The organism is Sphingomonas brevis (genome assembly GCF_023516505.1).
GTDB lineage: Bacteria > Pseudomonadota > Alphaproteobacteria > Sphingomonadales > Sphingomonadaceae > Sphingomicrobium > Sphingomicrobium breve.
In genome coordinates this window covers 371,786-394,483 of sequence record NZ_JAMGBB010000001.1, presented here as the reverse complement: position 1 = coordinate 394,483, position 22,698 = coordinate 371,786, and the positions used below count along the sequence as shown (strand labels likewise).

Here is a 22,698-nt window from a genome sequence, read left to right as displayed (position 1 = left end):
CTAGCATCAATTCTCTTATGGGCTGAAGGCCTAAAGTTGATAAGGACCGACGATGCAAATCTGGGCCGGCCTCGGTAATCCTGGCGCGCAATATGCGCTGCATCGACACAATGTCGGCTTCATGGCCGTCGATGCCGTGGCCGAGGTCCATGGCTTTGGCCCATGGCAGAAGAAGTTTCGCGCCCTGGTCAGCGAAGGCAGGATCAACCGCCACAAGTTGCTGCTGCTAAAGCCTCAAACCTACATGAACGACAGCGGTGATGCGGTTCAACAGGCGCTCAACTTCTACAAGCTCGACGTCGGCGCGCTGACCGCCTTCCATGACGAGCTCGACCTGGCCCCATTCAAGGTCAAGGTGCGGGTTGGCGGCGGACTGGCCGGTCATAACGGCCTGCGATCGATCAACGCCTCCCTGGGGCCGGATTTCCGCCGCGTGCGTATCGGCATCGGCCATCCGGGCCCAGGCCAGAAGGAAAAGGTCACGCCCCACGTGCTTGGCAACTACGCCAAGAGCGAGATGGAGCCGCTGTCCGACCTGCTTGGTGCGATCGCTGCCGAGGCCGAGTGGCTGGCGGACGGAGACGACGCCCGCTTCATGAGCGAGATTGCGCGGCGGCTGGGCGCCGCGGACTGATCCTCGCGTTGAAGGCAACCGTGATGCGCGGCTTGCCGCTATCGTTGGGATGGACCCAATGCGGCAACTGGCCGGGGAAGATCACCATGTCACCGGCCTTGGGCTGCATGTGGACCCGCTCGGCGAACATGTCGGCTTTCAGCAAGCCGCCAAGCAGCCGCACCGGATGAGGTGACAGAAACTCAATTGCCCCGCCCTTTTCCGACGGACCGCGCGGAACGTCGATATAATAGACGCCTGACAGCACCGCATCGGTATGCTGGTGCGGCCCGTTGTACCCGCCCGGCGGGTTGACGTTGACCCAGCCGTTCATCGTCACCTGGATTTTGGCCAAATCGGCCGCCGGATCGATCGACTGGATTGTCGACTTCATGACCTGGCCGATCAAACGCGCCAGCGCGGCGTGCCCCGGTTCCTGGCGCATGAAAAAATCATGTTCCGACTGCCAGCCTAGCCGTCCGCTGTTGGCCATGCCGCCTTCCGCCTTGCGACGCGCGGCAATTTCCTTGGCAAGCCTCTCGTTGAGCCCGTCCTGATCGATCCGGTAGCGGAAAAGCAGGACCGGAAAGAGGCTGTCGACCTTGACCAGCGAATAGCTCATCTCTTGCGGCTCCGGATCGCCTGGCCTGGCCCGACCGGCTGGCGCCGGCGGAAATGAGCATTGAATGCGATCGTCACCCGGTCGGTCTCGCTGTCGTTGGGGTGGACCCAGTGGACCAGCGTGCATGGGAACAGGATGGCCATTCCGGCCTTCGGCCTGACCGTCATCTTGTCGGCGGTTATCGGTGCCTCGATCAGTCCCCTGCCCTGCAACGCCTTGTGCGGCGAGAGAAATTCGATTGTTCCGCTATGGCCTTCGACGTCTTCCGGCTGTTGCACGTAATAGACGCCCGACCAGAAGCTCCCGACATGGTCGTGAGGCGAATTATAGGCGCCGCGCTGGTTAACGTTGATCCAGCCGTCTGCAAGGATCTCCATGCCGGTGAAATCGGTATTGGGCGCATAGTGCTTGGTCGCCTGCGCGATCATTCGAAGCAGCATTTGCGCCAGTTCCGAATGGGCCGGCTCCTTACGGTCGAACAGATCGCGTTCGCTGTGCCATCCCTTGCGGTTGCTGCGGTTCATGCCGCCCTCGGCCTTCTGGCGCGCGGCGATTTCCTTCATCAAGTTACGGTTGAGCCGGTCGGCGTCCGCTACCTCGAACCGCAGCAGCGGCGTCGGGAACACTTCATCCACACGGTCAAGCTTGAACGCCAATTTATCCCCCGCTGCGTTATCGCCGTTCGTCGTATTGCACTGCCGTTCGTAGCGCCTGGTCGACGTCAAAGCCTCTCGCGGGGCCGAGCGCAAGAGGCTAAGCTTGTCGGATGCCTGCCCGAAGCCTGTTCGCGACACGCCTTTACGAAGCCAGGATCGACAACCAGCGGCTGCTCGCCGAGCTCGCGCGGTCGATCAGGATTTTTGCCACCGACGACGATGCCGGAAAGCGATGGAGCCGCGAGAAGCGCTATGCGGGTTATACCAGCTATGCCTCATTGAACGACCTGCCGCGACGGGACCCGGCGTTTGAGGATCTACGAAAGCTGCTTGCCCGCCATGCCGCCGAATTTGCCGGCGAAGTTGCGTTCGATCTTGCCCGCAAGCCGAAGCTAGACAGCATTTGGGTCAACTTGCTGAAGCCGGGCGGCCATCATGCCGGGCACATCCATCCCCACTCGATCATCTCCGGCACCCTCTACGTCGAGGCGCCGAAGGGCAGCGGAGCGATCCGTTTCGAAGATCCGCGGCTGGGGCAGATGATGGCCGCGCCGGTCCGCCGCGAAGACGCCCCCGACGATCTGCGTCCTTTCGTTGCCGTCGAGCCGGAGCCGGGCCTGCTGCTGATGTGGGAAAGCTGGCTGCGCCACGAGGTGCTGCCGGGCACCGCGAAGGCCGACCGGCTAAGCATCAGCTTCAATTTCGCGTGAAGCGCCGCTATGAGGCCCGCCAATCCGTCATTGCGAGCGTAGCGAAGCAATCCAGAGGCGCTTGGATTGCCGCGTTCCCCGGATCAAGTCCGGGGTCCTCGCAATGACGATCGAACGGAGTGATTCATGGGCTTTAAATGCGGCATCGTCGGCCTGCCGAACGTCGGCAAGTCGACCCTCTTCAATGCGCTGACCGAGACTCAGGCGGCGCAGGCGGCCAATTATCCTTTCTGCACGATCGAGCCCAACGTCGGTCAGGTCGCGGTGCCCGATCCGCGCCTCGACAAGCTTGCCGCGATCGCCGGCTCGGCCAAGATCATTCCGACCCAGCTTGCCTTCGTCGACATTGCCGGCCTGGTTAAGGGCGCGTCCAAGGGCGAAGGGCTTGGCAACCAGTTCCTCGGCAACATCCGCGAGGTCGATGCCATCGTCCATGTCCTGCGCTGCTTCGAGAATGACGACATCCAGCATGTCGAGAATAAGGTCGACCCGATCGCCGATGCCGAGACGGTCGAAACCGAGCTGCTGCTGAGCGACCTCGAAAGCCTCGAGAAGCGAGTTCCCAACCTCGTCAAGCGTGGCCAGCAGGGCGACAAGGAATCTAAAATTGCCGCTTCGGTACTGGGCCAGGCTCTCGACCTCCTGCGCGAAGGCAGGCCGGCGCGCCTTACGAAGCCCAAGGACGATGAAGAGGCGCGCGTTTTTAGCCAGGCTCAGCTGATCACTGCCAAGCCGGTCCTTTACGTCTGCAACGTCAATGAGGACGAGGCCGCCGAGGGCAATTCCCAATCGGCGCGCGTGTTCGACAAAGCCAAGGCCGAAGGCGCCAATGCGGTCATCGTCTCGGCCGCCATCGAGGCGGACCTCATCACCATGGACATGGACGAGCGCATCGCCTTCCTCGAGGAGATGGGCCTGCACGAGACCGGCCTCACCCGCGTCATCCGCGCCGGCTACGACCTCCTCCATCTGATTACCTTCTTCACTGTCGGTCCGAAGGAGGCCCGCGCCTGGACGGTCGAAAAAGGTTCAAAGGCACCTCGGGCGGCCGGTGAGATCCACACCGATTTCGAGCGCGGCTTCATCCGCGCCGAAACCATCGCCTATGACGATTACATTGCGCTCAATGGAGAAGCCGGCGCACGCGACGCCGGCAAGCTCCGGCAGGAAGGCAAGGAATATGTGGTAAAGGACGGCGACGTCCTCCACTTCAAGTTTAACGTCTAAGCCGCCGAGCGCAGTGACGCCGACGCGGAGCGTCGCCGGAACAGCGCGAAGAGATGGCGAATGTCGGCCGACGGGTCAGCGAAGCTGAACCCGATCGACGATCAGCCGCATGGCCGACATGCCCCCAGCATGTCGAAACGGCTGATGATTTACTCCCGTGACGCTCACAACCTTACCGCAGCGCCTCACGGAACAGGCCGATGCTGAGCGCTCCGGTAATGACCAGCGCGACCCAGCTGACGCCCTGCGCAATCACGTGCGTGCCGATCACCACCTGGAACTCGGTCATGATCCGATAGGCGTGAACCAGCGCGATCAGCGCGAAGACGATCGCGGCGATCAGCGTGAACGGCCGGCCGGTCATAGGTGGCCCTCCCTAGAATTTCGCTCCCAGCCTGAGGCCAATCGTCCGCGGACGGCCGGGCACGATGTGGACGTTCGAGCATCCGCCACAGACCGTGAAACGCGACAGCTGATTGCGATCATCGAAGAGATTCGTGGTGAACAATTCGAAGTTGTATTGCTTCCAATCGTAACCCGCGAACAGGTCAACCAAAGTGTAGGCCTCTTGCGTCCCGGTCGACTCTTGATCCGCCGTGTTGAGGGCAGAACGCGAAGAACCCTTATAGACTAGGCCGGCCTGCACGTGTGCCCTGCCGGGGCCCATGTTCCAGGCGTAGCGTGCCGTCGCCGAGAATGAGAATTTGGGAGTGATCGGCAACCGGGTTCCATCTGGTGCCGTGATCTCGTCGAAAACGTCATCAGAGGGGTCTGGGGTGCCGTTGTCATCCAGCAGGAGGTGGCAATCCGGCTCAGGGTTGCCGGCCACCCCGCAAACGTTGTCCGTCGTTTTGGCGTCCGTATAGGCGGCCGCCGCGTTCAGGGTGAAGCCGCCACTGGAGTAATTGATGTCGCTCTCAATGCCGTTGATCCCGGCGTTTCGCCCGTTCTGAACAACCGTCAGGCTGTTTTCGCCCAGGAAGCTGAACTGGAATTTCTCCCATTTCTGGTGATAGACCGCACCGTTCCACCGGAACGGTCCAAAGGTCGTTTTCCAGCCCAGTTCATAGTTGATCAGGAAGTCCGGATCGTAGGGGGCGAGGCCAGGCTGGCGATTGATGCCGCCCGGTCTGAAGCCCTTTGACCAGGTAGCATAGAACATCAGGTCTTCCTGCGGCTTCCAGGTTCCGTTGAAACGGTACGTCCAGCCATGGTCCTTGCTCTGCTTCGGTTTGACCTCGCCATCCTCAAACCTGCCGACATTGATGCAGGGCGTGTCATCTAGCGCGCCGTCGAGGATCAGGGTCGTGTCCTCGCCCGCCAACAGCGCTTCCCGGTACGTCAATCCGCTCTCGGTAAAGCACTGGGGGATGCCGGTCTTGCTACTGCCGGCTGCATTGAAAGGAGGCCCATTGAAATCGCGGCCGAATCCGGCGAAGCCGAACACCGTATTGTTGAATTTATAATAGCGTCCACCACCCGTCAGCGTGATCTTGGGCGTGACGTCGAAGCTGGCTTCCCCGAATATTGCATAGTCGCGGTCGATACGTTCCTGCTTGGTCAGCCAAATGAGGCCGGGATGACCATTGACCGACAGCTGGGTTGCCAGATTGTCGACATGATATTCTTGAAGAATGTCGTTCGCCTGCCGCTGGTAAAATAGGCCCGCGATCACCCGGAAGCGGTTTTCTGCTGGCGAGGCGATCCGCAGCTCCTGGCTCATTTTTTTGAAATTGTTTCCGCCGGTGATGTACTGCGTTGGATCGATCAGATTGCCGTCGTCGTCATAATAATAGAGGTAGTTCACAATGCCGCCGTCGGGCTCGTAAGCTTGATCGTAGGCATATGTGTAGTCGACATAGTCGCCGACCGCGAAGTTGGGCCGGTGCATATAGGCACCGGCGTAAGTGATGTCGAAGCTGCCGATCTTGCCTTCGACCGTCAGCGCATATTGGGTAAACTTGTCCTTCGACGGCTCTTCCCGGAACCGCTGCGTCTCAAGGTCGCCCAACGCCTCGTCCATGAAGAAGACGCCCTTTGTCTTCTGGTTCTGGTGCATGATCGTCGGCGTAATCGTCCAATTGTCATCCAGGTCGATCTTCAGCGCGGCACGCCCGCCATAGGTCTTCACCGTGTTGAAGTTCTTCTTAACGAACTGGGAATTCTCGATGTGGGTGCCATTGCGGACGCACCCGATGATATCGGGATCGAGATCGTCATCGGGGCCATCTTCGTCGGAGCCGTCGGGACCGAAGACCTTATCGCCGCAATAGGTCTTCTCGCCGAACACATTGTCGATATATCCGCCGTCGCGCTGGTAGAAGGCGCTGGCCCGGAACGCCATATTATCGGCGACGGGGAGGTTGATCATCCCCTCGAGGCTGCCGCCCCAACCGCCATGAGCGATTTTGTTGATTTCGCCGTCGATCCGTCCGCTGGTTACTCCCAGCTCCGGCTTGTTGGTGATGATGCGGATCGTGCCGGCCTGGCTCGATGCGCCGTAAAGCGTGCCCTGCGGTCCGGCGAGGCTTTCGATCCGGGCGATGTCGTAGATGTGGACGTCGAGTGTCCCCCCGATGGTCGTGATCGGCTGCTCATCGAGATACGATCCCACAGAGGGGAAGGAGCCTGTGTGATTGCCGTCGCCGCCGGTGGCCACGCCGCGCATGTAGACGACCGTCGCACTCGGCGCGATCGTCTGATAGCTGACTGACGGCAGCTGCTTGGTATACTCCTCGAAGTTGGAGATGTTCAGCTGGTCGAGCCTCTTGGTGCCGATCGCCTGGACGCTGATCGGCACGTCCTGCAGATTCTCTTCGCGCTTGGTCGCGGTGACGATGATCACGTCGCCTTCGGGTTCGGGCGCCGCCGCAGTCGCGGCTGACGCGGGCTCTTGAGGTACCGGACCTGGTGCCGCGCCCGCATCTTGCGCAAACGCAGGTTGGATAAAGGCCGTGGTCGCCAGCAGGCCCCAGGTCAGCGCGCGAAATGTACGATTAGCCATCAATGCCCCCATTGAAACTCATATGTCACGATAGCGACAGAGCCGCTGTTGCTTGTCAACGACCATCCGTTGCGGCGGTGCACCAATTCGATGAATTTCGCTCTCTAGCGTTGCAAAAACGACGCGGGTGCGTCCGGATAGGCATCGAGCACTTCCCCGAGCGCTTCCTTGAGCGGTCCGAGGTACTTCTCATAGCGTTGCCATTCCCCCGTCGCGTCGCGATAAATCGGCTGGCGCACCTGCTCCGAGCTTGGAGTGCGCACGGCGCGCTCGGTCTTGTGAAATTCCAGGCACTGCGGCTCGAACTCGAGGCCGCAGTAATCAAGCAGTGCCCTGACCTCGGCTTCAGTGTCATCCACCATGCGCTCATAGATCACGCGATGGACGCGTCCCGGAAGCACCGTGTCGACATGCGCCATCAGGCGAACGTAGTTGGCGTAAAAATGGCCAAGGTCGCCGAGAGAGTAGGTGTAATCCTGGCCCCGAGCGAAATGCTGGCGAAAATTGGACATGCAGCATCCGAGCGGATGCCGCCTGGCATCGATGATTTTGGCGTTCGGCAGGATCATGTGGATGAACGGGACGAACATCCAATTATTGGGCAGCTTGTCGATGAAATAGGGGCGCTCGGTCCTTCGCTGAACCGACGCCCGCATCAGATAGTCTTCGCCCGACCGTCGCCGCTCGTCGGCACCAAGTGCCGTAATGCCGATGGGATAGCGTCGCCCGCCCTCCCGCGCCAAGGCCGGCATGTCCTGCAACTCCGAAAGACCTTCCACCTGGCTATGCGACGAAATGATTTGCTCGACGAGCGTCGATCCGGCCCGCGGCATGCCCACAACGAAAATCGGATCGGGAGCGTCGCACCCCCCCAGTCCGGCAAGGACCTCCGCCGTAAAAAATTCAATGCTGCGGTCAACCAGCTGGGCGACGTCACTCTGACGGAACGGATGATATTTTCTGCGCAGGGCATTGCCGGCGCTGTAGTGCGCGAAGGCCTCTTCGCCGCGCTCGGCGTCGTGAAACGCTTTACCCAGCGCAAAGTCCAGGTGGAAACGGTCGTCATCTCGTAGGTCGGCGCTCGCCAACGCTCGTTGCATCGCGGCGATATCTTCCTCGGTGAACCGCACCGTCTTGAGATTGGCCAGGCTCCACCATGCCTCGCCGGCAGTTGGATTCAGATCTAAAGCCTTGCGGTAGGCCGCGATCCCCTCCTCAAGCCGACCTACCGTCTTTAGGACGTGGCCATAGCTCATCCAGACGCGTGGTTGGCTGGGCGCATGTGCAATCACCTGCTCGTAGAGCTGTATCGCATTTTGGAAATCGCCCAGGCGGCCGAGCGTGGCCGCCTTCAGATTCACGTTGCGCACGGATTCCGGTTCCGCCTCGAATAGCTCGTCGAGCAGTTCAAGCGCTTCGTTCGGCCTGCCGAGGCGGCCCAAAACCATTGCCAGATTGGTGCGGGCCGGATGGAAATTGGGAGCTATCTCCAGCGCGCGCCGCAACAGTGTCTCGCTATCATTCAGCCGTCCGATCCGGGCCGCCAGCTCGGCCAGCATGCGGATCGCGCGGACATCGAACGGATCTTCCTTGAGATATGGCTTCAGGATTCGTTCGGCCACGTCCAACCGGTTTTCGGTAAGCGCCGCCGCCGCTTCGATCAGCTTTGGATGCCAGCGATGTGCGCCCTCGTTCCCCACCCGCTTCTCCTAGCCCGCGAAATCTCAGTCCGCCAAGTAGACTTACAAAGTTTCAATTTGCCACTTTCCTTGCGGGGACAAAGCGGCGATTAGGCGAAGATGATCTACTTTGAAGACTGCACAGTCGGGGCCGAAACCCTGTTTGGCCATTATGACGTCACGCGCGACGAAGTACTGGAGTTCGCGCGGAAATATGACCCACAGCCGTTTCACCTCAGCGACGAGGCCGCGGCCAAGACACATTTCGGCCGGCTGGCCGCATCGGGCTGGCACACCTGCGCCATGACCATGGCGGTGATCGCCCGCCATGTCGTGGATACCGAGCAAGCCGGCCTCGGCTCGCCCGGGATCGACGAGCTCCGCTGGCTTAGGCCGGTCTATCCCGGTGACCGGTTGACCGTCCGCGGCAAGGTGGTCGAGAGCATTCCGTCACGATCCAAGCCGACCATTGGCGTTATCCGCAGTGAGAACACCGTCACCAACCAGGACGATGTCCCGGTCATGCGATTCACGTCGATCGTGATGATGCTCCGGCGGCCGGAGGCAGCTTAGTCGCCTTCAAACTCGAACAGGCTGGCGTGATCGATACCGGCTTCCGCCAGCGCCTTTCCGCCACCAAGGTCCGGCAGGTCGATGACGAAGCGCGCTCCTGCGATTTCTCCCCCTGCACGCCGGATCAGCCGCGCCGCCGCCAATGCGGTCCCGCCGGTTGCCAGCAGATCGTCGACGATCAGCACACGGTCCCCCGGCGCGCAGGCATCGACATGCATCGCCAACCTGTCGCTGCCATATTCCAGCGCATAATCCTCGGCGATTGTAGTGCCAGGAAGCTTTCCGTCCTTGCGGATCAGCAGCAGCCCGGCATTGAGCTTCACCGCCAGCGCACCGCCAATGGCGAAGCCGCGCGCCTCGATCGCCGCGACCAGGTCGACCGGTCCGTCCACCGTCTCGGCCAGGGCATCGATGGTGCGCGCGACGCCGCCGCTGTCGAGCAGCAGCGTGGTGACGTCGCGAAACTGGATGCCCGGCTTGGGAAAGTCGGGAATGGTGCGGACCAGCGCCTTGAGCTCGTCGTTCATATTCACCTCCCCGTCATTGCGAGGAGCCAAAAGCGACGAAGCAATCCAGAGTTGCCAGCTGGATTGCTTCGCTGCGCTCGCAATGACGATCAGCCGGTAACGCCGGCCTTCTTGCTTGTGCGGGTCCGTTTGGCCTTGCTCGCGGGGGCTGACGGTCCCTTCGAAGGCACCTTGCGCTTGGCCTGGGCCCAGATCTCGCGATAGCTGAGAAAGCCCAGCAGGGTCGCGATGATCAGGAAGATCACCACCGGCCAGCCGGACTTGTGACGTCCCTGCAGATTCGGTTCGGCGGTCCACACCAGAAACGCCGAAACGTCCCTGGCCATCTGGTCCACAGTCGGCTTGGGATTGCCCGGAGCATAGGTTACCTGCCCCTCGCTGGTCAGCGGCGGCGGCATGGCCAGGTTCAGATTGGCGAAATAGGGGTTGTAGTGAAGTCCCTGGGCCGTCTTGGCCGCGGGGAATTTCTCGAGCAGCTCGGCCGGCTGGTTCTGGTAGCCGGTCAGGATCGAATAGACATAGGCCGCCCCGCCTTCGCGCGCCTTGGCCATCAGCGACAGGTCGGGCGGAAGCGCATTGTTGTTGGCCGCGCGTGCCGCCGTTTCATTGGCGTAAGGCGACGGGAAATGGTCAGCCGGAACCGCCTTGCGGGTCGCCGGCTCGCCGGTATCCGGGTTCACGCTTGGAACCTCGACCTGCCACTGGTTGGCGATCGCCTTCACCTCGGCCTCTTCATAGCCAAGCTGGTGAAGGTCGCGGAACGCGACGCGGGTCAGGCTGTGGCAGCCCGAACAGACTTCCTTGTAGACCTGGAAGCCGCGCTGCAGCTGCTGCTTGTCGAACTGGCCGAACGGACCGTCCGAGGCAAGCTTCAGCTCCTTATGTTCACGATGAAATTCATGCTCCGCGGTCGCTTCCGGCGGCGCCTTGAAATAAGTTCTGAGGTCGCTGCCGAACGCCACCAGCACGGCGGCGGCGAAGGCAAATCCGACAATACCGGCAATCCAGCGAAACATTCTTCGTTACCCCTTAATTAGCCGGCTTCGTCTGGCCGATCGGCGCAGCTTCCTGTTTCCCGCCATTCAGCACGCTCTCCGAAATGGAGTTCGGCAGCGGCAGCGGCGTCTCGCGCCTGGCGATCCATGGCAGGATGATCAGGAAGTGAGCGAAATAATAAGCGGTCGCGAGCTGGCCCAGTGCGACGTTGAGCGGCGAGATCGGAGCGCCTCCGATGTAGCCCAGAACCGCGACATCGATCAGCAGCAGCCAGAAGAACCGCTTGAAAATCGGCCGATAGCGACCCGAACGGACCGGCGAATTGTCGAGCCACGGCAGCAGGAACAGCAGCAGGATCGACCCGAACATCGCCAGCACGCCCCACAGCTTGGCCGGCATGATCAGGTCGAACGTGAACGAGCGCAGGATCGCGTAGAATGGCCAGAAATACCATTCGGGAACGATGTGCGCTGGCGTCGCTAGCGGATTGGCCGGGATATAATTGTCCGGGTGGCCCATCGCATTGGGCATGAAGAATACCACCGCGGCGTAAAGCGTCAGGAACGCGCCGGCGAACCAGCCGTCCTTGGCCGTGTAGAACGGATGGAACGGCAGCGTGTCCTTCTCGGTCTTCACGTCGACGCCGGTCGGGTTGCCCGACCCCGGGATGTGAAGCGACCAGATGTGGAGGATCACCACGCCGGCGATCACGAACGGCAGCAAATAGTGGAGCGAGAAGAAGCGGGTCAGCGCGGCCTGGTCGGGGGCGTAGCCGCCCAGAAGCCACACGCGGATCGGCTCACCGACCAGCGGGAATGCGGAGAAGAACCCGGTGATGACCTGCGCGCCCCAATAGCTCATCTGTCCCCACGGGAGGACATAGCCCATGAAAGCGGTGGCCATCATCAGCAGGTAGATGACCAGGCCGAGCATCCACACCAGCTCACGCGGGGCCTTGTATGAACCGTAATAGAGGCCGCGGAAGATGTGGATGTAGACGACGATGAAGAAGAAGCTGGCGCCGTTGGAGTGAGCGTAACGGAGCATCCAGCCGCCGTTGACGTCGCGCATGATGTGCTCGATCGAATTGAACGCGCCATCGGCCGAGGCGTAATAATGCATCGCCAGCACGATGCCGGTGATGATCTGGACGACCAGGAAAATTCCGCTGAGGACGCCGAAATTCCAGCCATAGTTGAGGTTGCGCGGCACCGGATAGCCGCCGCCCACCGCATTATAGACCAGCCGCGGCAGCGGCAGGCGATCATCGAACCAGCGGCCCAGCTCGGTCTTGGGTTCGTAGGGCTTGGCCCAGGCAAAGCTCATGACGATTACCCCTTAACCGATGGTCACGACGGTGTCGGACGTGAACGCATAGTCCGGCACGTGCAGGTTGAGCGGCGCCGGTCCTTTGCGGATCCGGGCGGCAGTGTCGTAGTGCGATCCGTGGCAGGGGCAGAAATAGCCGCCGTAATCGCCGCGGTTCTCGCCCTCGCCGGTGCCCAGCGGCACGCAGCCCAAATGGGTGCAGACGCCAAGCGTGATCAGCCAATTTTCCTTGCCGGGCTTGGTCCGCTGGTCGAGCGTTTGCGGGTCGCGCAGCTCGGACAGCGGTACCGCCTTGGCCGACGCGATCTCCTGCGGCGTCAGGTTGCGCACGAACACCGGCTGCTTGCGCCAGCTGGTCTTGATCGCCTGTCCCGGCGCGATCTTGCTGATATCGACCTCGGTCGAGGCCAGCGCCAGCACATCGGCCGACGGGTTCATCTGGTTGACCAGCGGCAGCGCCACGGCGACGACGCCGACGCCGGCGAAGCTGACCGCGGCGATGTTGATGAAGTCGCGACGGCGAAGGCTATGGTCGCCCTCCACTTTCGCGGCGTTGAGTTCTTCCAACGTGGCCATGCTCACCCTTAAGACCGAAATTTCGCGCGATGCCGAACGGCACCGGATACGACCCCCAAACCGGCGAAACCGGAGCGGTTGGCGGGCCTGATAGCGCCTCACCTTGCCAATGCAAATGGTCAAATTGTCCGCCTTGTGCGGCGAACCGCTTCGAGACTATCCGCGCGCCATGCGCCTCGCCCTGTTCGAGCCTGAAATCGCCGGCAATGTCGGCGCCGTGATGCGCCTTGGCGCATGCATGGGTGTCGCCATCGACCTGATCGAGCCGATGGGCTTCGACTGGGACGACAGGAGGGTCCGGCGAACGGCGATGGACTATATCGATCATGTCGAGGTGGCCCGCCACTCGTCGTTCGGCGCCTTTCGCAAGGCAGTGCCGGGGCGCTTGGTCCTGTTCACCACCAAAGGCGACCGGTCGCCATATGACTTCGTTTTCGATCCAGGCGATATCCTGCTGTTCGGCAAGGAAAGCGGCGGCGTTCCGCCGGAAGTCGCAATGGCGGCGGATGCAAAGCTGCGAATCCCGATCCGCCCTGAAGTGCGCTCGTTCAACCTTGCCATGTCGGCCGCACTCGCCCTAGGCGAGGCGCTCCGCCAGACCGGAGAATTGCCCCGATGAAGCCGCTCGATGACCAGCAGCAGGCCACCCGCGACTGGTTCGAGGCGCTTCGAACCCGGATCTGCACCGAGTTCGAGGCGATCGAGCGCGAAGCCGGCAGCAAGGCCAGGTTCGAATTTATCCCCTGGGACCGAACCGACGAGGACGGTGCGCCTGGCGGTGCCAAATCAGGTGGAGGGGGCGTCCGCGGCCAGATGTCCGGCCAGGTGTTCGAAAAGGTCGGGGTCAATGTCTCGACCGTCGGCGGCCGGTTTTCGGAGGAATTCGCCAGCCAGATCCCGGGCGCCGAAGACGACCCGAGCTTCTTCGCCACCGGCATCAGCCTGGTCGCCCACATGGCCAATCCGCACGTGCCGGCGGTGCATATGAACACCCGCTTCCTGACGACGACGAAGCGCTGGTTCGGCGGGGGCGCCGACCTCAACCCGGCGATCCCTTACCAGGAGGATACGGACGCGTTTCACGCGCGGCTGCGCGCTGCCTGCGCGGCGCATGACCCGACCTTCTATCCGCGCTTCTCGAAGTGGGCTGAAGAATATTTCTGGCTTCCGCATCGCAACCGGTCGCGCGGCGTCGGCGGCATCTTCTACGACCGGCTAGAGGGCCATTTCGACGAGCATTTCGCCTTCACTCGTGATGTCGGTGAGGCGTTTCTCGACATTTTCCCGCAGATCGTCCGCAAACGAATGGATATGCCGTTCACTGAGGCAGACCGGGATGCGCTGCTCGAATTTCGCGGGCGCTACGTCGAGTTCAACCTGCTTTACGATCGCGGCACCCTGTTCGGCCTCAAGACCGGCGGCAATATCGACGCCATCCTGATGAGCCTGCCGCCGCTGGCGAAGTGGAAATGAGCGCTAGTCTTCCCTTTTGACCTCCGGGACGGAGGCCTGGCCAGCGCTGAGCTGAGCGTAGATCCGTGCCAGCATTGCGGTGTAGACCATCATGAATCCCGCCTGCACCAGCCCGCCGGCCAGCGCGACCAGCAGCAGGGCGATCGTCCATGGCTCGGGCCTTCCAAACAACAGGGTTACGAACGCCCCGACCACCGCCCCGACGGTCAGCGCGACGATCATGAAGCCGAGCACCAGCATCGCGACGAAACCGAACAGGCGCCAGAAATTGCCGGCCGTCAGCACAAATGCTCGCCGAAGAGCGGCGATTGGCCCAACCTGCTCGCTGGCAATCACCGGGATGAGCATGAGTAGGCGGATAGTAAAGTACAGAAAGGCGACGAGGCCCAGGAGCAACAAGATCCAGCCAAGTCCGCTGGTGTTGTCCACGTCGAATTGCCCGCTTTCGATCGCTGGGCCCATGCCGATCGCCAGGATCGCGGAGAACAGCAGGATCACGACCGCGCCGAACATCATCGCCGCAAGGATGAGCGGCGGCGCTCGCCGCGCCGCCTGGCCGATCGCCTCGCCGACGCTTCCGCGCCAGCCGTTGACCAGCAGCACCATGGCAAGCTGCCCGACGAACATGACGAAGATCATCGCCAGCACGACCAACATCCATGACCCGGGCGGTGGCTGCTGGCCAGGCGGAACCTGAGGCTCGACCATCGAGGCGATCACCGCCGGCAGCAAAATCAGGCCAAGCGCGATCGGGACAATCAGCCTGCGGTGCGCGCTGAGCGCCGCCTTGGCCTCATCCCATGCCTTCCCGATCGACAAGTGGCTCATTTAAAATCCCCGTTGTTGCGCCTGCCGTTATGCGGAGCGCGGCCGCCGCTGGCAATCGCCCTTGCCGGTTGGATCGATCAGGGCCATTTCCACTGTGAATGAACGCAGAGATTGAGTGGCGGTTCAGCGAAGAGCTGGTTCCCTATGAGTATGCGCTGGCCGAAATGGAGGCTCGCGCAGCGGCCGTTCGCGCCGGCGAAGCGCGAGAATTGGTATGGCTGCTCGAGCATCCGCCTTTGTTTACCGCGGGCACCAGTGCCGACCCCGCCGAGCTGTTCAATCCGAACGGCTTTCCGGTGTACGAAGCCGGTCGCGGCGGACGCTATACCTATCATGGGCCAGGCCAGCGCGTCGGCTACCTGGTTCTCGACCTTGAAAAGCGTGGGCGCGATATTCGCTGCTTCGTTCATTCGCTGGAAGGCTGGATGATCGCCGCTCTCGGCGAGCTCGGGGTCGAAGCGAGGCGCGAACCGGGCCGGATCGGCATCTGGACCGGCCACGGGCCGGCTGAAGCCAAGATCGGCGCCATCGGGGTCCGGGTGAAGCGCTGGGTCACGCTCCATGGTTTCTCGATCAATGTCGATCCGGACCTGTCGCACTTCGGCGGAATCGTGCCCTGCGGCATCTCCGAATATGGCGTGACCAGCCTCGCCGCACTCGGCCGCAATTCGTCCATTGGCGCGCTGGACGATGCTCTGGTCCGGACATTTCCGTCTTTTCTCAATGCTTTACGAGATATCTCACAAGCCGCTTGAGGCGCGCATTTCTCCCGACTATTGTGCGCGCGATTTGTGAAGGCGGGGCAGCCGCCAAACAGATCTGACAATCAAGGGAGTTTTGAATGCGTGCTCTTATCCTGGTCGCTGGTGCGGCTTTGGCGGTTTCGGCTTGCAGCAGCAACGAAGCCGCAGAAAACACCATGAACGTCGACGAGACCCTCACCACTGAGAACGTCGTCGCTAATGACACCACCGCCATCGACGCGACCACCAACATGGACGCCAACATGACGATGGACGCCAACGCCACCGACGCCACGGCGACGGACGCGAACGCGACTGAGACCAACGCCCAGTAATTGAGGCGCTCGAAGGACCGCTTTTTTCGGCGGTCTTTTTGGTTTTTGGAAGGGGCCGTCGGCGCGTCCGGCGGCCTCTTTCTATTTCAGCCCGACCACTTTGTGCGCCTGGAGCGTCAGGCGCCATTTGGGACGCGCCATGGCCAGCGCGATCGACGCCTCGTAACTTGCTTGCGTCTCGGCGCAGTCCATCGGCTGGACCAGGAAATGGCCGAAGTCCCAACCTTCAAGGTCGGCCGGATCGATTCCGTCCTGAGGCCAGACCAGCTTCAGCTCATTGCCCGATCGCTGAACGATCTCGGTCCCCGCCTTGGGGCTGATGCACAGCCAGTCGATGCCGGGCACGGCGGCAATGGTGCCATTGCTTTCCACGGCGATGCGGAAGCCGCGCGCATGGAGCGCCTCGATCAACGCATGATCGAGTTGAAGCATCGGTTCTCCGCCGGTAATCACCACCAGCCGCTCTTCCTTACGCCCGCCCCAAAGGGATTCGATGTGTCCCGCAAGCGCTTCGGCATCGGCGAACCTGCCTCCGCCCGGCCCGTCGGTGCCGACAAAGTCAGTGTCGCAGAAATTACATTGGGCGGTGGCGCGATCCTGTTCCCGCCCGCTCCACAAATTGCAGCCGGCAAAGCGCAGGAACACGGCGCGGCTGCCGGCCTGCACGCCCTCTCCCTGCAGGGTCAGGAAGGCCTCTTTGACCGCGTAGGCCATTATCCGCGCTCCCGCGAGGGGGCGTAGACCGTCGGATCAGGCAATCCTGCTTCCTCGAACCCCTTGGCCCTCAAGCGGCAAGCATCGCACAGGCCGCATGCCGCTCCGTCCGGCGCCGGATCGTAGCAGCTGTGGCTCTGGCCGGCATCGAGGCCGAGCCGTGCTGCCTCCCTGGCGATGTCGGCCTTGCTCATCTGCTGCAGCGGCGCGTGAACCGTAAACCGGTCGCCTTCGACCCCGGCTTTTGTCGCCTGGTTGGCCAGGGCTTCGAACGCGGCGATGAAGTCCGGACGGCAGTCGGGGTAGCCGGAATAGTCGAGCGCATTGACCCCGACGAACAAGTCGCGGGCACCTGCCGCTTCCGCCCAGGCCAGCGCCAGGCTGAGGAACACCGTGTTGCGAGCCGGGACGTAAGTGACCGGAATACCCTGGGCTACGCCATCCTTGGGGACGGCCATGTCGCTGGTCAGCGCCGATCCGCCGAACGCTGTCAGGTCCAGCGGCAGGATGATGTGCTGGTCGGCCAGCTCGGCGGCGATCCGCTTCGCGGCTTCCAGCTCGATCCGGTGGCGCTGATTATAATCGACGGTCAGCGCCAGCACCGAGAATCCGGCTTCGCGCGCCAAGGCAGCGCAGACCATCGAATCCAGGCCGCCGGACAACAGCACCACCGCTGACTTGTTCAATTTGTTGCTCATTTAAGCGCGCCAGATAGGACCCGACGGGGCAAAAAAATAGGGCCGCTCGAAACGGGCGGCCCAGTTGTTCGAGCCTCAAGCCCGAAAGGGAGGAAAGCGTGCCGAAGAAGGGCACGGACCGATTCTTAGCCGACTCATGGTTAAAGCCCGCTTAACGGCGGGCGATTCCAGCCTGGCAATCGCCCATCCGGCGAGCATAAAGCTTGTAGTGGAACGGCAGGCCGCCGGAGATGCCCTGCGTGTCGACTGTCAGCGACCGCGGGGTGACCAACGTCATCACCGAACGGCCGAAACCGCCGTCGGCGCAGGTGTAGTGGATTTCCGTGGTCGTCCCGCTGTCGCGGATCACCACCCGAGTGCAACGGGCGTTGCGATGCTCGAACTGCGCCAGCACATCGGGGGTCGGGACGCAGACCCTTGTCGGCTCATGACCGTTGGCACTCTGGCTCACGTCCCACCATCCGCCGGCCGCTGGTGCAAGCGCATGTGGCTGGACGGCGGCGAAGAGCCCCGCCGCGCTCAGGCCAGCCGAAACTGTCAGTGCAATCCGAACTCCGATACGCATGCGAACACATTTATCCCGAGCATTATTAACCCAGCGTAACTTTACGCCGCTTCGGCGGCAATTGGAAAACTGGTCGCGCAGAAGGCGCAGTCGACGCGGATCAACCCATCGTCGCCGACCATGGCCGCCCGCTCGTCGGGCGGAAAGCGCGCGATGACCGAGGCGACATAGTCGGGGCTGCAGCGGCAACCCTTGGACAGGGCCACGGGCTCCAGCGTTCGCACCTCTTCTTCTTCATGCAGCAGGCGCCAGACAAGGTCGTCGAGCGGCAGCTCGCGGTCGGTCAGTTCCTCGGCCTTAACCGATCCGACAAGCACCGCGATGTGCGGCCATTCGGGGTGGTCGAGCCGGGTGTGAAGTCGATCCCTGCCTTCCTCGCCCTCCGGCAAATGCTGGAACATCAATCCGCCGGCGACCCAGCCTTGCTCGTCTTTCCTGGCCGACAGGCGGACGATCGAAGGGATTTGCTCGGACTGGGCGAAATAGCTTTGCGCGGCTTCCGCCAGGCCCTCGCCTTCCAGCGGGACAATGCCCTGGTAGCGTTCCTTGGTCGCCGGCTGGTCGAAGGTGATCGCCAGATAGCCGCGGCCGAACAGCGAAAACAGCGTGGGATTAGGGCCCGCTTCCGCCAGCCGGTCAGGATCGTGGCGGACATAACCGCGCAGCTCGCCGCCCAGATAATCGCACACCAAAAGGTCGATGATCCCGGCATCGGTCTGTGCCTGTATGGTCAGCTGGCCGTTGGGATCCTTGAGCAGCGAGCCCAGCAGCGCCGTCAGCACCAGTGCCTCGGCCAGCAACTGTTCGAGCACCGGCGGATAGCCATGATTGGCCAGGATCTGGTCGAGCGCCGGACCGATCCGGGCGGCGCGTCCGCGGGCATGTCGCGACGGCACGGTGACGCCCAGCGCGACATCTTGTTTCAGGGAAATCTCGGTCATCCGCGGCCAAATGGGCGTGGATGCGCCATTTCGCAAGCAGGCCCAATCCATTCGTGTCGAGCGAAGTCGAGACACGTCGGCGTTCGCGTCCCTCGACTAGGCTCGGGACGAACGGGCTTTCATTAGGCCAGCTTCCCCATCGCCCAGAGCAGGAGCGCCTTCTGGGCGTGAAGCCGGTTCTCCGCCTCGTCCCAGACGGCCGATTGCGGACCGTCGATTACGGCGTCGCTGACTTCCTCGCCGCGATGCGCGGGAAGGCAGTGGAGGAAGGTCGCGCCGGGCGCTGCCCGGGCCATCAGCGCCTCATCGACCTGGAATCCGGCAAAGGCCTCCTCGCGATATTCGTCGCCTTCCTGGCCCATCGACACCCAGGTATCGGTTACCACCACTTCGGCGCCGTCGATGGCTTCGCCCGGGCTCTGGCCGAAGTAAATGTCGTCGCGCGTCGCGGCCAGGGCGCACATGCCGACGTCAGGCTCGAACTGGCTTGGGGTCGCCACCGCCAGCCCGAAATGCATCAGGGCGGCAGCCTCGATCAGCGAGTTGCAGACATTGTTGCCGTCGCCGATCCAGGCCCAGCGCGATCCTGCCAGCTTGGCGCGATGCTCGATCACCGTCTGCATGTCGGCCAGCAATTGGCACGGATGCGAGAAATCGGTCAGCCCATTGATCACCGGCACGGTGGCATGTTCGGTGAGCTCGACAGCCTTTTCGTGATGATCGGTGCGGATCATGATGGCGTCGGCAAAGCGCGACAGGACCCGCGCCGTGTCGGCGATGGTCTCGCCGCGCCCGAGCTGGGACGAAGCGCTTTCCAGCACGATCACCGACCCGCCCAGCTGCCGCATCGCGAGGTCGAAGCTCATCCGCGTTCGGGTCGAGCTTTTTTCGAACACCATCGCCAGTACAGCACCGTCGAGCGGCCGGTCGGCGTCGACCCGGCCCTTCGGCCAGCCCGCCCGCTTTTCCTTCCGCTCCATCGCCTCGCCGAGGATTGCGGCGATGCCTTCCCCACCTGCGTCCGACAGGTTGAGGAAGTGCCTCATGCCGCTTCGGGCACGTCGTAATCCGCGGCTGCGGCCGACAGGCCCTCGACGAATTCGGCGATGTGGCTTTCGTCGATGTTCAGCGGCGGAAGCACGCGAACGACATTGTCGCCGGCGGCGACGGTCAAAATGCCCTTGGTTCGCAGGTAGGTGACGAATGCCCGGCTATCGGACTTCATCTTGATACCAAGCATCAGGCCGAGGCCGCGAACGCTGTCGAACAGATGGTCGTGGTTGGGGATCATCTGCTCCAGCGCCGAGCGCAGCCGCTCGCCCATGGTGCGGACGTGGGCAAGGAATTCTTCATTGGCGACGATGTCGAACACCGCCTGGCCCGCGGCCATCGCCAGCGGGTTGCCGCCATAGGTCGAGCCATGCGTACCAATGACCATTCCCGACGCCGCCTTTTCGGTGGCGAGGCAGGCGCCGAAGGGAAACCCCCCGCCGATGCCCTTGGCCGAAGACATAATGTCTGGCGTCACGCCATAATATTCATAGGCGTAGAGATAGCCGGTACGGGCAACGCCGCACTGTACCTCGTCGAACACCAGCATCAGGTCGTTGTCGTCGCAAGCCTTGCGAAGGCCGTGGATGAATTCCCTGGACGCCGGGCGGATGCCGCCCTCGCCCTGCACCGGCTCCAGCAGGAAGCCGGCGGTGTTCTCGTCCATCGCCGCCAGCGCCGCGTCGAGATCGTCGAAGGCAACGACCTTGAAGCCGGGAAGCAACGGCGCGAAGCCGTCGATCATTTTCGGCTGATCGGTCGCGCTGATCGTCGCCATGGTCCGTCCGTGGAAGGCGTTGGAAAAGGTGATCAGCGTGTGCTTGTGGGGATTGCCCTTGGCATGATGATAGCGGCGCGCGGTCTTGATCGCGCATTCGACCGCCTCGACGCCCGAATTGGTGAAGAACACCGTGTCGGCAAAAGTCAGGTCGGTGAGCCGCTTGGCGAACGCTTCGCCTTGCGGCGACCCGTACAGGTTGGACACATGCATCAGGGTTGCTGCCTGGTCCTGGATCGCCTTGGTCAGGTGCGGATGACCGTGGCCGAGCAGGTTGACGGCGATCCCTGCGGCGAAGTCGAGATATTTCTCGCCATTCTCGCCGTAAAGATAAACCCCCTCGCCCTTCACCGGCCGCACGGGCGAACGCGGATAGACGGGCATAAGCGGCGTGATGGCCATGTTGGCTCCTTGGTCGGCGATTTCAAATGACAAAGGCGGCTTCGAACCGCCTTTCGCGAGCCTATAGCCATCACGCCAATCAAACGAAACCCGGATTTGGTAACGGGTCCATCGATTAGGCTTATGGGCAAGGAAAAGGGGCGGCCTCTTTCGAAGCCGCCCCTCCCTTACGCGTTACGACGCATTACTCGGGCATCAGCCCCAAGCTTAGTCGCGATCGTGATCCTCGTCGTAGTTGGTGCCGTGGTCACGTTCGTAGCGGTCGTCGAGGCCGTCGCGGTCTCGATCGTATCCGGCATTGTAGTAGTTGCCGTTGCGCCAGCCGTTGCCGTCGCGCGCTTCGCGCTGGATCCGGAATTCCAGGTTTCGGATACCGCGCTCGACGCTGTACATCTCGCGCTGGTTCAGACCGTTGCGCGACGCATAACGCAGGCGCTGCTCGAGATTGCGGGATTCGCCGCGCAGACGCGCCGCCTCCCGCTCGCTCAGGATTTCGCGCCGGTCGAGCTGGTTGATCTGGCGCTGCAGCTGGTCGATCCGCGCGTCGAGACGGCGAACCTGGCCCCAATTGTTCTGGTAGCCATAGGCATTGCCCTGCGGATACCACTGGGCGGCCGCCGGAGCGGCAGCGGTCAGCGCCGAAGCGGCAAGCGCGGCTGAAATAATATACTTACGCATCTGGCTCTCTCCTTTGAGAAGCGGTTGATGCGTTACTTTTGGAGCCTCGGCGTTGATCAGGTCCTGAACGCCTCGTTATTTGACGTTCAGGGACCTTAACTGTTCAACTCTCTGTTATTGTTTAGTTCTTGATCTTCCAGCCGGCTTTGAGAACCGCGTAGCATATCGCGAACAGGACGATGTTGATCAGCCCGAGTAGGATCGCACCGACGTAGATCGGCGAATCGGCCTCGCTCAGGAAGCCGTGGCGAAAGCCGGAGATGACGTAGAAGAAGGGATTGGCATGGCTGATCGCGCGAAACGCCGGCGACAGCTGCTCGACCGAATAGAAGGTGCCGCTGAGCAGCGACAGCGGCGCAACGACGAAATTGCTGACTGCCGCGGCGTGGTCGAACTTGTCGGCCCAGACAGAGGTCAACAGGCCGAGGAAGGCCAGCATCAGCGATCCCGCGAGCCCGAACCAGATTACCGAGAGCGGGTGAGTGATCCCGACGTGCACGCCCGGCCAGACGGTCATCACCACCCACACCGCGAAACCGACCAGCAGCGCGCGCGTGACCGAGGCGCCGACCAGTCCGGCGATCAGTTCGCCGGTCGATAGTGGGGGCATGAGATAATCGACGATCGTGCCCTGCATCTTGCCGACCAGCAGGGAGAAGCTCGAATTGGCGAAGCTGTTCTGCATCATCGCCATGACGATCAGGCCGGGGGCGATGAAGTCGGCGAACGGCACGCCCAGCACCAGCCGCCCGGATCGGCCCATCGCGACCGTGAAAATGATCAGGTAGAGCAGTGTCGTGACGGCGGGCGCCCACACAGTTTGCATCTGCACCTTGAAGAACCGCCTCACCTCCTTGATATAGAGGGTCTTAAGGCCGCCCCAGTTGACGCCTTCCAGGCCGGGCTTGCCAGGCTCGCTTCTTACCCAGGAGGGAGTTTGGTCGTTCATGGTCTGGTGGTTCCTTGGGCAATCGCCTATCG

At 62.3% G+C, this 22,698-nt stretch carries 26 protein-coding genes; 8 read left to right on the top strand and 18 right to left on the bottom strand.

Features of this window, described 5'->3' with window-relative positions:
• Positions 1-52 precede the first annotated feature (52 nt).
• Complete coding sequence (gene pth / locus LZ518_RS02130; RefSeq protein WP_249914398.1) at positions 53-634, top strand: aminoacyl-tRNA hydrolase; 582 nt, start codon at positions 53-55, stop codon at positions 632-634.
• Here the strand turns inward: pth and LZ518_RS02125 are convergent.
• Positions 594-1,235 (bottom strand): TIGR02466 family protein, encoded by a 642-nt coding sequence (locus tag LZ518_RS02125; protein ID WP_249914397.1) that lies wholly within the window; start codon positions 1,233-1,235, stop codon positions 594-596. The two genes, pth and LZ518_RS02125, sit on opposite strands and share 41 nt — an antisense overlap.
• A complete protein-coding gene (locus LZ518_RS02120) occupies positions 1,232-1,891 on the bottom strand; it encodes a TIGR02466 family protein (RefSeq protein ID WP_249914396.1) in 660 nt (219 codons plus the stop codon). The genes LZ518_RS02125 and LZ518_RS02120 overlap by 4 nt, the downstream gene beginning before the upstream one ends.
• Before the next feature lie 110 nt (positions 1,892-2,001).
• On the opposite strand from LZ518_RS02120, the gene LZ518_RS02115 reads away from it, so the two are divergent.
• Positions 2,002-2,601 carry a TIGR02466 family protein gene (locus tag LZ518_RS02115; protein WP_249914395.1) on the top strand — a complete coding sequence of 200 codons (600 nt, stop codon included), beginning with the start codon at positions 2,002-2,004 and terminating at the stop codon, positions 2,599-2,601.
• Between the two features lie 126 nt (positions 2,602-2,727).
• Complete coding sequence (ychF, locus tag LZ518_RS02110; protein WP_249914394.1) at positions 2,728-3,828, top strand: redox-regulated ATPase YchF; 1,101 nt, start codon at positions 2,728-2,730, stop codon at positions 3,826-3,828.
• Positions 3,829-4,000: 172 nt separating this feature from the next.
• On the opposite strand, the gene LZ518_RS02105 is transcribed toward ychF, so the two are convergent.
• From LZ518_RS02105 to LZ518_RS02095, 3 genes are all read right to left on the bottom strand, one after another.
• Positions 4,001-4,192, bottom strand: coding sequence for a hypothetical protein (locus tag LZ518_RS02105; protein ID WP_249914393.1), 192 nt, complete (start codon positions 4,190-4,192; stop codon positions 4,001-4,003).
• Between the two features lie 12 nt (positions 4,193-4,204).
• The gene (locus LZ518_RS02100) at positions 4,205-6,832 is read right to left on the bottom strand and encodes a TonB-dependent receptor (protein ID WP_249914392.1); all 2,628 of its coding nucleotides are present in this window, start codon (positions 6,830-6,832) and stop codon (positions 4,205-4,207) included.
• Between the two features lie 104 nt (positions 6,833-6,936).
• Positions 6,937-8,532 carry a tetratricopeptide repeat-containing sulfotransferase family protein gene (locus LZ518_RS02095; protein WP_348538660.1) on the bottom strand — a complete coding sequence of 532 codons (1,596 nt, stop codon included), beginning with the start codon at positions 8,530-8,532 and terminating at the stop codon, positions 6,937-6,939.
• Positions 8,533-8,631: 99 nt separating this feature from the next.
• Here LZ518_RS02095 and LZ518_RS02090 point away from each other — a divergent pair, with 99 nt between their 5' ends.
• Positions 8,632-9,084, top strand: coding sequence for a MaoC family dehydratase (locus LZ518_RS02090; protein ID WP_249914391.1), 453 nt, complete (start codon positions 8,632-8,634; stop codon positions 9,082-9,084).
• On the opposite strand, the gene LZ518_RS02085 is transcribed toward LZ518_RS02090, so the two are convergent.
• The 4 genes from LZ518_RS02085 to petA form a co-directional block, all read right to left on the bottom strand.
• A complete protein-coding gene (locus LZ518_RS02085; RefSeq protein WP_249914390.1) occupies positions 9,081-9,611 on the bottom strand; it encodes an adenine phosphoribosyltransferase in 531 nt (176 codons plus the stop codon). The genes LZ518_RS02090 and LZ518_RS02085 overlap by 4 nt on opposite strands.
• Before the next feature lie 89 nt (positions 9,612-9,700).
• Complete coding sequence (locus LZ518_RS02080; RefSeq protein ID WP_249914389.1) at positions 9,701-10,627, bottom strand: cytochrome c1; 927 nt, start codon at positions 10,625-10,627, stop codon at positions 9,701-9,703.
• 13 nt (positions 10,628-10,640) lie between these two features.
• Entirely contained in the window at positions 10,641-11,933 is a 1,293-nt protein-coding gene (locus LZ518_RS02075) for a cytochrome b (RefSeq protein ID WP_249914388.1), read from the bottom strand.
• A 12-nt stretch (positions 11,934-11,945) separates the two neighbouring features.
• Complete coding sequence (petA, locus tag LZ518_RS02070) at positions 11,946-12,512, bottom strand: ubiquinol-cytochrome c reductase iron-sulfur subunit (protein ID WP_249914387.1); 567 nt, start codon at positions 12,510-12,512, stop codon at positions 11,946-11,948.
• Positions 12,513-12,681: 169 nt separating this feature from the next.
• Between petA and LZ518_RS02065 the strand changes: the two genes are divergently transcribed.
• Both LZ518_RS02065 and hemF read left to right on the top strand, forming a co-directional pair.
• On the top strand, positions 12,682-13,131 hold the full coding sequence (locus LZ518_RS02065; protein WP_249916473.1) for a tRNA (cytidine(34)-2'-O)-methyltransferase: 450 nt from the start codon (positions 12,682-12,684) through the stop codon (positions 13,129-13,131).
• Positions 13,128-13,985 carry an oxygen-dependent coproporphyrinogen oxidase gene (hemF, locus tag LZ518_RS02060; RefSeq protein ID WP_249914386.1) on the top strand — a complete coding sequence of 286 codons (858 nt, stop codon included), beginning with the start codon at positions 13,128-13,130 and terminating at the stop codon, positions 13,983-13,985. Before LZ518_RS02065 ends, hemF begins: the two co-directional genes overlap by 4 nt.
• A gap of 3 nt (positions 13,986-13,988) precedes the next feature.
• Here the strand turns inward: hemF and LZ518_RS02055 are convergent, their stop codons facing one another.
• Complete coding sequence (locus LZ518_RS02055) at positions 13,989-14,813, bottom strand: hypothetical protein (protein ID WP_249914385.1); 825 nt, start codon at positions 14,811-14,813, stop codon at positions 13,989-13,991.
• A 98-nt stretch (positions 14,814-14,911) separates the two neighbouring features.
• Here LZ518_RS02055 and lipB point away from each other — a divergent pair, with 98 nt between their 5' ends.
• Both lipB and LZ518_RS02045 read left to right on the top strand, forming a co-directional pair.
• On the top strand, positions 14,912-15,568 hold the full coding sequence (lipB, locus tag LZ518_RS02050; protein ID WP_249914384.1) for a lipoyl(octanoyl) transferase LipB: 657 nt from the start codon (positions 14,912-14,914) through the stop codon (positions 15,566-15,568).
• Between the two features lie 86 nt (positions 15,569-15,654).
• On the top strand, positions 15,655-15,891 hold the full coding sequence (locus LZ518_RS02045) for a hypothetical protein (RefSeq protein WP_249914383.1): 237 nt from the start codon (positions 15,655-15,657) through the stop codon (positions 15,889-15,891).
• An 81-nt stretch (positions 15,892-15,972) separates the two neighbouring features.
• On the opposite strand, the gene queE is transcribed toward LZ518_RS02045, so the two are convergent.
• The 8 genes from queE to LZ518_RS02005 form a co-directional block, all read right to left on the bottom strand.
• Complete coding sequence (gene queE, locus LZ518_RS02040; RefSeq protein ID WP_249914382.1) at positions 15,973-16,605, bottom strand: 7-carboxy-7-deazaguanine synthase; 633 nt, start codon at positions 16,603-16,605, stop codon at positions 15,973-15,975.
• Entirely contained in the window at positions 16,605-17,303 is a 699-nt protein-coding gene (queC, locus tag LZ518_RS02035) for a 7-cyano-7-deazaguanine synthase QueC (protein ID WP_249914381.1), read from the bottom strand. Before queC ends, queE begins: the two co-directional genes overlap by 1 nt.
• A 151-nt stretch (positions 17,304-17,454) precedes the next feature.
• A complete protein-coding gene (locus LZ518_RS02030) occupies positions 17,455-17,868 on the bottom strand; it encodes a DUF3617 domain-containing protein (protein WP_249914380.1) in 414 nt (137 codons plus the stop codon).
• A gap of 41 nt (positions 17,869-17,909) precedes the next feature.
• A complete protein-coding gene (hslO, locus tag LZ518_RS02025) occupies positions 17,910-18,809 on the bottom strand; it encodes an Hsp33 family molecular chaperone HslO (protein WP_249914379.1) in 900 nt (299 codons plus the stop codon).
• Positions 18,810-18,931: 122 nt separating this feature from the next.
• Positions 18,932-19,855: an ornithine carbamoyltransferase gene (gene argF, locus LZ518_RS02020; protein WP_249914378.1), complete on the bottom strand. Its 924-nt coding sequence runs from the start codon at positions 19,853-19,855 to the stop codon at positions 18,932-18,934.
• A complete protein-coding gene (locus LZ518_RS02015) occupies positions 19,852-21,039 on the bottom strand; it encodes an aspartate aminotransferase family protein (RefSeq protein WP_249914377.1) in 1,188 nt (395 codons plus the stop codon). Before LZ518_RS02015 ends, argF begins: the two co-directional genes overlap by 4 nt.
• 207 nt (positions 21,040-21,246) lie before the next feature.
• On the bottom strand, positions 21,247-21,717 hold the full coding sequence (locus tag LZ518_RS02010; RefSeq protein WP_249914376.1) for a hypothetical protein: 471 nt from the start codon (positions 21,715-21,717) through the stop codon (positions 21,247-21,249).
• Positions 21,718-21,838: 121 nt separating this feature from the next.
• Positions 21,839-22,666: an ABC transporter permease gene (locus LZ518_RS02005; protein ID WP_249914375.1), complete on the bottom strand. Its 828-nt coding sequence runs from the start codon at positions 22,664-22,666 to the stop codon at positions 21,839-21,841.
• Positions 22,667-22,698 lie beyond the last annotated feature (32 nt).